General features: G+C 71.5%; 11 protein-coding genes. 2 read left to right on the top strand and 9 right to left on the bottom strand.

Annotation, left to right across the window (positions count from 1 at the left end):
* Nucleotides 1–32 precede the first annotated feature (32 nt).
* From SOM19_RS09165 to SOM19_RS09135, 7 genes are all read right to left on the bottom strand, one after another.
* Nucleotides 33–830 (bottom strand): RsmE family RNA methyltransferase, encoded by a 798-nt coding sequence (locus tag SOM19_RS09165; protein ID WP_320486214.1) that lies wholly within the window; start codon nucleotides 828–830, stop codon nucleotides 33–35.
* 3 nt (nucleotides 831–833) lie between these two features.
* Nucleotides 834–1,949, bottom strand: coding sequence for a molecular chaperone DnaJ (gene dnaJ, locus SOM19_RS09160; RefSeq protein ID WP_320486213.1), 1,116 nt, complete (start codon nucleotides 1,947–1,949; stop codon nucleotides 834–836).
* A 54-nt stretch (nucleotides 1,950–2,003) separates the two neighbouring features.
* A complete protein-coding gene (hrcA, locus tag SOM19_RS09155; protein ID WP_320486212.1) occupies nucleotides 2,004–3,044 on the bottom strand; it encodes a heat-inducible transcriptional repressor HrcA in 1,041 nt (346 codons plus the stop codon).
* Between the two features lie 109 nt (nucleotides 3,045–3,153).
* Nucleotides 3,154–4,371 carry a radical SAM family heme chaperone HemW gene (gene hemW, locus SOM19_RS09150; RefSeq protein WP_320486211.1) on the bottom strand — a complete coding sequence of 406 codons (1,218 nt, stop codon included), beginning with the start codon at nucleotides 4,369–4,371 and terminating at the stop codon, nucleotides 3,154–3,156.
* Nucleotides 4,372–4,378: 7 nt separating this feature from the next.
* Nucleotides 4,379–5,029, bottom strand: coding sequence for a DUF1990 domain-containing protein (locus SOM19_RS09145; RefSeq protein WP_320486210.1), 651 nt, complete (start codon nucleotides 5,027–5,029; stop codon nucleotides 4,379–4,381).
* A gap of 9 nt (nucleotides 5,030–5,038) precedes the next feature.
* Nucleotides 5,039–6,892, bottom strand: coding sequence for a translation elongation factor 4 (lepA, locus tag SOM19_RS09140; RefSeq protein WP_320486209.1), 1,854 nt, complete (start codon nucleotides 6,890–6,892; stop codon nucleotides 5,039–5,041).
* A 52-nt stretch (nucleotides 6,893–6,944) separates the two neighbouring features.
* Nucleotides 6,945–8,087, bottom strand: a complete 1,143-nt coding sequence (locus SOM19_RS09135) for a pyridoxal phosphate-dependent aminotransferase (protein ID WP_320486208.1) — start codon at nucleotides 8,085–8,087, stop codon at nucleotides 6,945–6,947.
* A gap of 48 nt (nucleotides 8,088–8,135) precedes the next feature.
* On the opposite strand from SOM19_RS09135, the gene SOM19_RS09130 reads away from it, so the two are divergent.
* Together SOM19_RS09130 and rpsT are read left to right on the top strand one after the other, a co-directional pair.
* Nucleotides 8,136–8,855, top strand: coding sequence for an alpha/beta fold hydrolase (locus SOM19_RS09130; RefSeq protein WP_320486207.1), 720 nt, complete (start codon nucleotides 8,136–8,138; stop codon nucleotides 8,853–8,855).
* A 111-nt stretch (nucleotides 8,856–8,966) separates the two neighbouring features.
* Nucleotides 8,967–9,227, top strand: coding sequence for a 30S ribosomal protein S20 (rpsT, locus tag SOM19_RS09125; protein WP_320486206.1), 261 nt, complete (start codon nucleotides 8,967–8,969; stop codon nucleotides 9,225–9,227).
* 119 nt (nucleotides 9,228–9,346) lie between these two features.
* Here the strand turns inward: rpsT and holA are convergent, their stop codons facing one another.
* Nucleotides 9,347–10,384, bottom strand: a complete 1,038-nt coding sequence (gene holA, locus SOM19_RS09120; protein ID WP_320486205.1) for a DNA polymerase III subunit delta — start codon at nucleotides 10,382–10,384, stop codon at nucleotides 9,347–9,349.
* Nucleotides 10,385–10,411: 27 nt separating this feature from the next.
* Nucleotides 10,412–12,751 carry a ComEC/Rec2 family competence protein gene (locus SOM19_RS09115; protein ID WP_320486204.1) on the bottom strand — a complete coding sequence of 780 codons (2,340 nt, stop codon included), beginning with the start codon at nucleotides 12,749–12,751 and terminating at the stop codon, nucleotides 10,412–10,414.

Genomic DNA, 12,751 nt, shown 5'->3' with positions numbered 1-12,751 from the left:
CGCAGGGCGGGGGGCCGTCGACCGGGCGCGAGTCACCAGCGTCCGAGTGCGGCGTTCACGACCGCGAGGGCGGCCGGTCCCGCCGTCGACGTGCGCAGGACGCTGTCGCCGAGGCGCACGAGCACGGCACCCGCCGACTCGAGCGCCGCGAGCTCCTCCTCGGCGATCCCGCCCTCGGGCCCGACGATCAGCAGGATGTCGCGGCCGTCCGCGCCAGCGGGCTCGATCGCCGTCAGTCGCTCTCGGCCGGACGGCTCGAGGACGAGGGTGCGGGATGCCGCCGCCCGCGCCACGAGGTCCGGCGTCGTCGTGAGAGCCGAGACCTCGGGGATCCAGGCCCGGTGCGCCTGCTTGGCCGCCTCGCGCACGATCGTCGCCCATCGTGCTCGGCCCTTCTCGGCCTTGGCGCCGTCATCCCCGCGGCCTTCCCCGCCCAGCGCGGCGCGCTGCGCCGAGCCTCGGGACGTCTGGACCCAGCGGGACACGCTCCGGCCCGCCTGCCAGGGCACGATCTCGTCGATGCCGAGCTCGGTCGCCGCCTGCACCGCGAGCTCGTCGCGGTCGCCCTTGGCGAGTGCCTGCACGAGCACGACGCGCGGGCTGGGGGCCGCGGCATCCGTGCGGGAATCGATGCGCACGACGACCTCGCGGGACGCGACCGACTCGCAGATTCCCGTCAGCCAGGCGCCGCGGCCGTCGCCGACCGTGACCTGCTCGCCCACGCGCACGCGACGCACGGACGCGGCATGGTGCGCCTCGGCCCCGGTCAGCACGACGGCGTCCCCGGGACCGGCGGTCGTCGACTCGTCGAGGACGAAGTGCAGCGCCACCGGTCAGCCGTTCCGGAAGCGGTCGCGCAGCTTGGCGAACAGACCCTGATGGAACTCCGCGAGATGCGGAGCGGGGGGCTTCGTGCGACGCGCGAAGTCCTCGATGAGCGCCCGCTCCTTGGCGTCGAGGCGGGTCGGCGTCACCACGTGCACGCCGACCCGGAGGTCGCCGCGCTGAGTGCCGCGAAGCGGCGTGATGCCGCGCCCCTTGATCGTGAGCACGTCGCCGGCCTGGACACCGGGGCGCACTTCGAGGTCGACCGGTCCGTCGAGGGACTCGATCGTCGTCGTCGTGCCGAGGATCGCGTCGGGCATGGAGACCTCCAGCGTGGCGAGCAGGTCGTCGCCGTCGCGGCTGAACACCTCGTTGGGTGTGACGGTCACCTCGATGTAGAGATCGCCGTTCGGGCCGCCGGCAGGGCCGACCTCGCCGGAGCCCGGCAGCTGCAGGCGCAGTCCGGTCTCGACGCCGGCCGGGATGTCGAGCGAGACCGTGCGGCGGGCGCGCACGCGGCCCTGGCCCTGGCACGTCGCGCACGGGTACGGGATCGTGGTGCCGTAGCCCTGGCAGACGTTGCAGGGCTGATTGGTGAGCACGTTCCCGAGGAGGCTGCGCACCTGGCGCTGAATGTGCCCCGCACCCTGGCAGATGTCGCACGTGACCGGACTCGTGCCCGGCTGGCAGCACGAGCCCTGGCAGGTCTCGCACAGCACCGCGGTGTCGACCTCGATGTCGCGGTGGACGCCGAACACGACGTCGCCCAACTCCAGCGTGACGCGCACGAGGGCGTCCTGACCGCGCTCGCGACGTGACCTCGGCCGCCCGCCGCGGCCTCCGCCGCCGGCTGCGCCGAAGAACGTCTCGAAGATGTCGTTGAACCCGGAGAAGCCGGCCGAGCCGCCGAACGGGCTGCCATCGCCGCCCATGTCGTAGCGCGCACGCTGCTCCTTGTCGCTGAGCACGTCGTACGCGTGGGTCACCAGCTTGAAGCGCTCGGACGCCTCCTCGCCGGGGTTCACATCGGGATGGAGCTCGCGCGCCAGGCGCCGATACGCCTTCTTGATCTCATCGAGCGTCGCCTCGCGCGAGACGCCGAGGACCTCGTAGTGGTCAGCCACATTCGCCTTCCTGCCCGCAGTCAGCCGCGGGGATCGTGGGTGTGCGCGTCCGCGTCAGCGGCTGCTCTCGTCTTCTTCGAGCATCCGCGTGAGGTAGCGCGCGACGGCTCGTACCGCCGCGAGGTTGGAGGGGTAGTCCATGCGGGTGGGGCCCATGACGCCGACACGGGCGCGTGATCCGGTCGCGTCGTAGTCGCTGGCGACGACGGATGCCTCGGCCAGGCCGAAGGGCTCGTTCTCGCGCCCGATGCTCGCGGCGAGGCCGTTCTCGTCGGCGACCATCTCGCCCATGAGCCGGAGGATCGTGACCTGCTCCTCGATCGCCTCGAGCAGAGGGTAGATGCTCCCCCGGAAGTCCGCCTCGCGCCGGGCGAGGGTCGCGCTGCCGGCCATCACGAGCCGGTCCTGGCGGAACTCGTCGAGCTCTTCCGCGACGACCCGGACGATCGCCGCCGTCGCCGCCTCGTGCGGCGCGGTCATCGCCGCGGCGCTCTCGAGCCGATCCGCGATGCGCTGCAGGCCGTCGCGCACCGAGCGCCCGACCAGCAGCGTCCCGAGCTCGGCGCGGATCCGGCCGAGGTCCGCGTCGTCGAAGTCGTCGCGCACGAACGCCATGCGCTGCGACACCCGGCCGGTGTCGGTGACCACGATGACCAGCATCCGGCCGCCGCCCAGCTGCACGAGCTCGACATGCGACACGTTCGCCCGGGCGAAGGACGGATACTGCACGATCGCGACCTGGCCCGTCAGCTGCGTCAGGGCGCGCACGGTGCGGGCGAGCACGTCGTCGAGGTCGCCGGGATCGCCGAGGAACGACGAGATCGCCGTGCGCTGAGCGGAGCTGAGGGGCCGCACATCGGCGAGATGGTCGACGAAGACCCGATACCCCTTGTCGGTGGGAACCCGGCCGGAGGACGTATGCGGAGCCGCGATCAGGTCTTCATCCTCGAGGAGGGCCATGTCGTTGCGGATGGTCGCCGCAGACACGCCGAACGCATGGCGCTCGACGATCGCCTTGCTGCCGACGGGCTCGCGCGTGTCGACGTAGTCCTCGACGATGGCGCGCAGCACCTGGAGTCCGCGTTCGCTGACCATCCCGCCTCCTCACGCCGCTCTCTGGCACTCGCATGACTGGAGTGCCAATTCTACCGGATGCCCCGGCCTCTGGCGGGGAGCGGAACGCGCCGATCCGGGGGCGATGCCCTCAGTCCGTGAGCGCGCGCACCACGGCGTCGGCGAGCAGCCGGCCCCGGCGGGTGAGGACCACTCGGCCGTGGAGCGCAGACGGCCCGTCCACGAGCCCGTCGGCGATCAGTGCGGCGACCGCATGCCGGCCTTCGCCGAGCAGCTCCGACACCGGCAGCCCCTCGCGGATGCGGGTGCGCAGGAGGACGTTCTCGAGCCCGCGCGCCGTGGCGTCGGGCACCTCGCGCCCTGCGGCGGGCGACTCTCCCGCGGCGAGGCGCTGCGCGTACGCCGCCGGATGCTTCACGTTCCAGAACCGCACACCGCCGACATGGCTGTGCGCACCGGGACCGAAGCCCCACCAGTCCGTGCCCTGCCAGTAGGCGAGGTTGTGCCGAGACCGCTGGGCGTCGTTGCGCGCCCAATTCGACACCTCGTACCACTCGAATCCGGCGGCGGAGAGGAGATCGTCGACGAGCTCGTACATGTCGGCCTGGAGATCGTCGTCCGGCGCCGGCACCTCCCCGCGACGGATCTGCCGCGCCAGCTTGGTGCCGTCCTCCACGATGAGGGCGTAGGCGGAGATGTGATCGGGAGCGAGCTCGATCGCGGTCTCGACCGAAGCCCGCCATTCCGAGAGCGACTCCCCCGGCGCGCCGTAGATGAGGTCGAGGCTGACATCGAGGCCGGCCGCCCGCGCCGCCGCCACTGCCGTGCGCACGTTCGCGGGGTCGTGCGTGCGATCGAGCGCGGCCAGCACGTGCGGAACCGCCGACTGCATGCCGATGGACACGCGGGTGACCCCGGATGCCGCGAGCTCGGCGACGACCGCGTCGTTGACGGTGTCGGGATTGGCCTCGACCGTCACCTCGGCGCCGTCGGCGATGCCGAACGCCTGGCGCACGCCGTCCAGCATCCGCCCGAGGTCTCCGGGCGGGAGGAGGGTCGGCGTTCCGCCGCCGAAGAACACGGTCGATGCCGGGCGCAGCGCCCCAGTGCGCGCGAGGACCTCGCGCCCGAGCGCCACTTCGCGCAGCAGCGTGTCGGCGTACTGATCCTGGCGGGCCCCCCGCAGCTCATCGGAGGTGTACGTGTTGAAGTCGCAGTAGCCGCAGCGGACGCGGCAGAACGGCACGTGCAGGTACACCCCGAAGGCGGTCCCGGGGTCGATGGTCGTCCCGGGCGGGAACGAGCCGTCGGGCGGGACCGGATCGCCGAGAGGAAGCGCGGCGCCCATCAGACGCTCACGCGGGGGTCGTGTACAGCGGGGAGATCGCCCGCAGGTAACGGGTGAAGAGCTCGCGCCGACGGCGACGGATGAGTCCGGGAAGCGCCCTGTAGAGCATGCCGGCCGGCGCGTCGAACGCGCGGACGGTGAACCACACCTCGTCGTTGTCGTACCAGTCGATCATGAACGACTCCTCGCCGCTCACGACCGAATCGCCGACGGTGCCCAGGGCGAAGCCCACGCGTCGCGGCTCCTCGATCGCGAAGATCACGCGGAGCTCGGCATCCGCGCTCAATCCTTTGACTCGGCCGTCGACGCGGATGGTCGTACCGCCGCCGACGTACGGCGTGCCGTCCGCGTCGTAGCGCAGGTCGGACTCCGACCGGCTCGGCGCGATCGGGTGGCCGTCGACGTCGAAGCTCACCCCGGAGTACATCGGGCCGGAGGCGGGCCGCACGTCCTTGAGGGTGAGCCCGGCCCCGCGCTGCGCGGTCCACGACAGCAGGGCCTCGCTCGCCGCCTGGAAGCGCGCCTCGCCGCTGCCGATGCGCCATGATTCCTCGGCCGGGATGCTCCGCTCCGGCGGGAAGTGCATGAGATCCGCCGCCTGCGTCGCCCCCACGGCGGCGTAGTCGACGGTGTCGTCCCGGAAGTTCCCTCGACGCATGACGAAAGCCTACTTCGCGGTCTTTCCCTCGGTGTCGCCCGAGAGTGCGGCGATGAACGCCTCCTGGGGCACCTCGACGCGTCCGACCATCTTCATGCGCTTCTTGCCCTCTTTCTGCTTCTCGAGCAGCTTGCGCTTGCGCGAGATGTCGCCGCCGTAGCACTTGGCGAGAACGTCCTTGCGCATCGCGCGGATCGACTCGCGCGCGATGATGCGGGCGCCGATCGCCGCCTGGATGGGCACCTCGAACTGCTGGCGCGGGATGAGCTTCTTCAGGCGCTCGGTCATCAGCACGCCGTAGGCGTACGCCTTGTCGCGGTGCACGATGGCGCTGAACGCGTCGACCGGCTCACCCTGGAGGAGGATGTCGACCTTCACCAGGTCGGCCTCCTGGTCGCCGCTCGGCTCGTAGTCGAGTGACGCGTAGCCGGCGGTCTTGGACTTCAGGTGGTCGAAGAAATCGAACACGATCTCGCCGAGCGGCATCGTGTAGCGGATCTCGACCCGGTCCTCGCCCAGGTACTCCATGCCGAGCAGCGTGCCGCGCCGCGACTGGCAGAGCTCCATGATCGTGCCGACGTAGTCCTTCGGGGCGAGGATCGCCGCCTTGACCATCGGCTCGGTGACGCTGGCGATCTTGGTGCCGGACGGGAACTCGCTCGGGTTCGTGACCGTGAAGGACTTCTTGTCGTCCGTGATGACCTCGTACGTGACCGAGGGGGCCGTCGAGATGAGGTCGAGTCCGAACTCGCGCTCGAGGCGCTCCGTGATGATCTCGAGGTGGAGGAGACCCAGGAAGCCGCATCGGAACCCGAAGCCGAGGGCGACCGAGGTCTCCGGCTCGTAGTTGAGCGACGCGTCCGAGAGCTTGAGCTTGTCGAGCGCCTCGCGCAGCACGGGATAGTCGCTGCCGTCGATCGGGTAGAGGCCGGAGAAGACCATGGGCTTCGGATCGGTGTACCCGGGCAGCGCCTGCTTCGAGGGCTTCGCGGCGCTGGTGACGGTGTCGCCGACCTTCGACTGGCGCACGTCCTTCACCCCGGTGATGAGGTAGCCGACCTCTCCGACGCCCAGGCCCTTGGTCGGACTCGGCTCGGGTGAGGAGACGCCGATCTCGAGGAGCTCGTGCACGGCGCGCGTCGACATCATCTGGATGCGCTCGCGCGGGCTTAGCGTGCCGTCGATCATCCGCACGTAGGTGATGACGCCGCGATACGAGTCGTACACCGAGTCGAAGATCATCGCCCGGGTGGGGGCATCCGGGTCGCCCTTCGGCGCGGGGATCTGCTGCACCACGTGGTCGAGCAGCTCCTCCACGCCCATGCCGGTCTTGCCGCTGACCCGCAGGACGTCCTCCGGCTTGCCGCCGATCAGGCTCGCGAGCTCCTTGGCGTACTTCTCGGGGTCGGCGGCCGGCAGATCGATCTTGTTGAGCACCGGAATGATCTGCAGATCGTTCTCGAGGGCGAGGTAGAGGTTTGCGAGGGTCTGCGCCTCGATGCCCTGGGCCGCGTCCACGAGCAGGATCGCGCCCTCGCAGGCGGCCAGCGACCGGCTGACCTCGTAGGTGAAGTCGACGTGACCGGGCGTGTCGATCATGTTGAGCGCGTGGGTCACGCCGTCGACCTGCCACGGCATGCGCACGGCCTGGCTCTTGATCGTGATCCCGCGCTCGCGCTCGATGTCCATGCGGTCGAGGTACTGCGCGCGCATGTCGCGGTCGGAGACGACTCCCGTGATCTGCAGCATCCGATCGGCCAGCGTCGACTTGCCGTGGTCGATGTGGGCGATGATGCAGAAGTTGCGGATCAGCTCGGGAGGGGTCGCGGACGGCTCGAGAGGCTTCAGGGCGCGCGGTGACATATCCCGTCGATTCTACGGGTGAGGGGAGCCTCCACCCTGCGCGGTGGCTGTGTCAGGCCGGAGCGGGCAGTCGGCGGAGCCCTTCGAGCAGTGATTCCCGGTCGCTCGCGACGCACACGCGGATCCATCCCTCGCCGGACGCGCCGAACGCGGTGCCGGGCGCCACGGCGACGCCGGCCTCGTCGAGGAACCTCTCGCACCACGCCACGACATCGCCGCCGGACGCGTGCGAGACATCGATCCAGAGGTAGAAGGCGCCGGTCGGCGTGAGGTAGCCGATGCCGCGCCGGTTCAGCTCCGCCATCGCCGCTGCGAGATTGTCGCGGTAGTGCGCCGCCGCGCGCGCGACATCGGCCTGATCGCCGGCGAGTGCGGCCAGCGCCGCTCGCTGCGACGGGGCGTCGACGCAGCTCACGAGCGCCTCCTGCACCCGCAGCATCGTCGGGCGCCATCCGGGCGGCGTCACCAGCCAGCCGACGCGCGCACCCGTCATCGCGAACGTCTTCGATGTGGAGAACACCGTCAGCACGCGCCCGTCGGTGTCGAGAGTGTGCGGGCTGACGTGGGGCGCGCCCCACGTGAAGCGCTCGTACACCTCGTCGCTGATCACCCAGAGGTCGCGCCGCCGGGCCAGCTCCATGAGCTCCTCGAACGTGGCGCGATCGAACGTCGAGCCGAGCGGATTGGACGGTGAGTTCACGATGACGGCCCGCGTCCTCGGCGTCACCAGCGCCTCGAGCTCGTCGAGGTCCGGCTGGAACGCCCGTTCCGGGCGCAGCGCGTAGGGCACCGGCGTCGCCTGCAGCAGATGGGCGTTCATGGTGAAGGTGGTGTAGCCCGGATCGGGGACGAGCACCTCGTCCCCGTGCGCGAGCGTCAGCGCCATCGCCATGTGCAGCGCCTGCGTGGCCCCGACCGTCACCCACACCTGCTCGAGGTCGACGTGGATGCCGTTCTCCCTGGCGAGCTTGGCCACGATCGCCTCGCGCAGCGGCAGGATGCCGCCGTTGGGCGTGTACCGCAGATCGCCGCCGCGCCACGCCTCGGCCGCGACCTCGCGCACCGCAGGCCCGACGATCTCCCCCGGCTCCCCCACCGCGAGGATGATCGTGCCAGGCCGGCGCAGGGCCAGCTCGAGGATGTGCCGCACACCCGACCCGGGCATGCCTGCGATGTGGGCGGCGATCTCGGGCATGCCCGCCATGCTACGACGCCGGTCGGAGGCGTTGACTACCCTGAAGCGATGGTCGTCCAGGTGGTCCTCGTGCACGGCATCCGGACGTCCGCGACGATGTGGCGCTCCCAGGTCGACTATCTCGAGCAGCGCGGCAATCCGGTGGTGGCGGTGGATCTGCCCGGCCACGGGTCGCGCATGAGCGAGGAGTTCACCATCGAGGGGGCCTTCGCCACGATCGACGACGCGGTTCAGGAAGCCGCGACCCGGGGGCCGGTGCTGCTGTCGGGGCACTCGATGGGAGGGCTCCTCTGCGTCGAGTACGCCGGGCGGGAGGATCCCCCGCCCGTCGCCGGGTTCATCGCCGCATCCTGCACGTCGATTCCCCGCGGAGTCGGCCTCGCCACATACCGGGTGCTCACGCGCGGATTCGACTCGCTCCCCGACCGCGGGATGTGGCTGACGAACCGCATGCTCGACCGCATCCTCCCCGACGAGACCCGGCATGACTTCGGCGCCGGCGGATACGCGCTGGACGCGCAGGACATCGCGCTGCGCAGTCTCTCGGTCCTCGACCTGCTCACGGCACTCGGCCGGATCGACGTGCCGCTGTGGTTCGTCAACGGCCAGTACGACCAGCTCCGCATCAACGAGAAGCTGTTCCTGAGGATCGCGCCGCACGCCGAGCTCATCGTCGTCCCCCGCACCACCCATCACGTCACGGTGATGCGCCCCGAGGTGTTCAACGCCGTCCTGCACCTGGCGATCACGACACTCGAACGGACCTGATAGACTCGGTGATTGGCTTGCGTGTGGGTTCTGCCCTCACGACCGTCGAGAAGCAGCCCTCTTCCTGCCGCTCGGCACTCACATTCACTCCGAACGAAAGAACGTCGACACGTGGCGAACATCAAGTCGCAGATCAAGCGCAACAAGACCAACGACAAGGCGCACGAGCGCAACAAGGCCGTCAAGAGCGAGCTGCGCACGCAGGTGCGTCGCACCCGCGAGGCCATCGCCGCAGGCGACAAGGCCGCTGCCGAGCTGGCTCTCCAGAAGGCGACCAAGAAGCTCGACAAGGCCGTGAGCAAGGGCGTCATCCACCAGAACCAGGCCGCCAACCGCAAGTCGGCGATCGCCAAGCAGGTCGCGGCACTCTGACCGTCTCCGGTCGCTGAGCCCGCCTCAGTGCTGCGAAGGCCCGTCCCTCCGGGGGCGGGCCTTCGGCGTTGACGGCCGGCCCGCCAGGGGCCGGGCTCGCTGCTCCAGCCCGCTTCTACTCAGCCGCCGTAGGGTGCCTTCGTCGCGATGACGGTGATGAGCCGCTCGAGGGCGAACACGGAGTCCCGTGAACCGCCCTTGACCTCGGCATCCGCCCTCGCTGCGGCCTGGATCGCCATGCCCAGGGAGGTCTCGTTCCACCCGGTGAGGTCGCGGCGCGCTCGATCGACCTGCCAGTCCTTGAGACCGAGGCGTCCGGCCAGCGCCGCAGCCGGCTCGCGGTTGCCGGCCACGCGCGCCATGGTGCGCAGCTTCATGGCGATCGCCGCCACCAGCGGGACGGGGTCTGCGCCGGACGCCAGGGCGTGGCGGAGGGCGATCAGCGCATCGCCGTAGCGGCCCGCGATCGCCGTGTCGGCGACGGCGAACGCCGACGTCTCGACGCGACCGCCGTAGTAGCGCTCGACGACCTGCTCCGTGATGTCGCCCGGCACATCGGCGATGAGCTGCTGGCACGCCGCCGCGAGCTCGGTGAGATCGTCGGCGAAGGCGGAGACGAGGGCCCGCAGCGCCGGGGCGGCGATGCGCTTCTTGGCGATCTGGAACTCCCCCGCTGCGAAGTCGTAGCGGTCGGAGTCGCGTTTGATCGCCGGGCACGGGATCTCGACGCCCTTGCCCTCACCCGCCCGGACGGCGTCGAGGAGCTTCTTGCCGCGCACGGTCGCGCCGGTGTGACGCAGCACCACCGTCGCACCCTCCTGCGGCATCGCGAGATAGGACACCGCCTCGGACAGGAATGCGTCGGAGCACTTCTCGACGCCGGTCACCCGCACGAGCCTCGGCTCGCCGAACAAGGACGGCGATGTGAGGCCGAGCAGGGATCCTGGGGCGTAGTCGTCGGCGCGGAGGTCGGAGACCTCGAGGCTCGCGTCTTCGGCGCGCAGATAGTCGCGCACGCCGGCGATGGCGCGCTCGGCGCAGACGTCTTCGGGTCCGGACACGAGGACGATCGGTGCGGGCTGGGGGGAACGCCATGAGAGCTGCGGGATCGCGCTGCGCGCCGCCTTCGAAGGAGCGCGTCGCGCGGTCGATGCCATACGCTCAGCCTACCGAGCGCCTCCGACTCAGCCGCCGCGCTCCCGCCACACGGCCACTCCGGTCTCGCTCCCCCAGAGCGCCACGATCCCCTCGACGTCGGTCCGGGCGATTCGGGCACCGACGCCGGACAGCACGGAGAGGATCTCCTCCCGCGGGTGCCCGTAGTCGTTGTCGGCGCCCACGGTCACGAGCGCCACCGCGGGTCGTGCCGTGGCGTAGAGCGCGGCATCCTGATCGGCACTGCCGTGGTGCGCGACCTTGACGATCGCGTAGGGCGGATCCAGTGCGCCGGATGCCACCAGTGCGCGCTGCGGCGACGCCGACAGGTCTCCGAGGAGCAGCGTCGGCGGGATGCCGCCGCCCCGCACATCGAGGATCACGCTGGCGTCGTTGCCGGCCGTGAAGGCACGACTCTGCGGCGGCGGCCACACCACGCGCCAGCGCGCCGCACCCAGGGCGCCGGTCACCCCCGCACGGGCGTCGACCATCCGGGCACCGCCCTCGGCCAGCTCGTAGAGGAGGTGCTCGTCCTCGGCGAGGGCGGGCCCGTGCAGCACCGTTCCCACCCGTCCTACGACCGCGGGGACGCCTCCGGCATGGTCCAGGTCGAAGTGCGTGAGCACCAGGAGGTCGAGGTGGTCGATCCCCGCCCGATCGAGACAGGTCGTCAGCGGCTCGGGCGCCGGCCCGGTGTCGACGAGCGCGACCACGCCGCCCGACCGGAGCAGCACGGCGTCCCCCTGTCCGACGTCGCACGCGAGCACGCTCCACTGCGACGGGAGCGTCCATCGCCCGGCGACCGAGGTGAGCAGGCCTCCCCCGCCGATGATGCCGGCCACGACGGCGACGATGACGGCGGAGGCGAGGCGCGCAGCGCGGCGAGGCCGGGTGGAGCGCCGCAGCGCCACGAGGAGCCCGACCGCGAGGCCCACCGCGCCGAGGGCGGCCGCACCCGGCCACCCCTCGAGCCACGGGACGAGATCGCCCGGAAGCGCGCTGATCGTGGTGGCGGTGGCGGCGATCCAGGATGCCGGCACCCATGCCAGGGCGGCGAGGCCGTCCTGCAGCCACGGGAGGGGCGCAGACAGGCACGCGGCGAGGCCGATGACGGTGGCGACGGGCGCGGCCGGAGCGGCCAGGAGATTCGCCACGACGCCGTACACCGGCACCTGGGGCGCGATCAGCACGAGCAGCGGCCCGCACGCCAGCTGGGCGGCCAGCGGCACGGCCAGAGCCAGCGCCAGCGCGCGGGGCAGACCGCGCGCGAGCCCCCCGGCGAGTGGCCGGGCGAAGAGCAGCAGCGAGGCGGTCGCGACCGACGACAGGGCGAACCCGAGGGATCCGGCGAGCCAGGGATCGACGACCAGCAGCACCCCCACCGCGAGCGACAGGATCGCCATGCCCGCGCCGGGCCGTCCGAGGAGCACCCCGAGCATCGCGACCGCCGCCATCACCCCGGCGCGGACCACGCTGGGCTCGGGAGTGACGAGCACGACGAAGCCGACGAGGGCCACGAGACCGGACGCCACCCGCAGGCTGCGGCGAGCTCCTGCCGCCGCTGCGGCCGCGAAGGCCAGTCCGACGACGAGGGCGCAGTTCGCGCCGGAAACGGCCGTCAGGTGCGACAGGGAGGACTCCTTCATGGCCGTGTCGAGCTCCGCGTCCACAGCCGATGTGTCCCCCACCGCGAGACCGGGCACGAGGCCGGCGCCGTGGCCGGGCAGGCGCTCCGCCGCCGCCACGAGCCTCTGCCGCAGCGCTGCCGTGGTCGAGGCCACCCCGGCTGGCGCCACTCGCACGTCCACTCCGCGCGTTGCGCTCACCACGAGTACCGCCCGCTCCCCCGGCCGGGAGGCACTCGCGGTACCCCGGGCGACGATGACCGCACCCACGTCCAGCAGGCGCCGGTCGGAGACATCGTCCGGCGCGACCCGCACCACGATCTCGACGAGAACCGAGCGCGACTTCTCGCCGGTCTCGATCCTCGTCGCGAGGGCGTCGAACGCCAGCGCGCCGTCGATCCGGCGCTCGACCTTGCCGACGACGGTCGCGGCGACCTCGATCGCCCGTCCGCCCGTCAGCTCGCGTGCAGCCCCGGCGTCGCGAGCGGGCTGCGCGGAAGCGACATGGGATGCCGCGGCCGCCGCAATGCCGAGGGCCAGCACAACGACCAGCGCGGCGTGGCCGGCAACGCGGCGCCCCGGCCTCCTCGAGCGGGCGGCGGCCCCTGCGAGGAGGGCGAGCACGGCGAGCCACAGCACGCCGGCGAGGGCCGGAGCGGCATCCGGAATGTGGATCGCGCAGAGCGCGACGGCCCACGTCCCCGCCGCGACCGGGACGAGCCTCAGGGTGAGCCGCAGCGGCAC

Source organism: Microbacterium sp. CFBP9034 (genome assembly GCF_034045255.1).
GTDB lineage: Bacteria > Actinomycetota > Actinomycetes > Actinomycetales > Microbacteriaceae > Microbacterium.
This window is presented reverse-complemented; position numbering and strand designations above follow the sequence as displayed.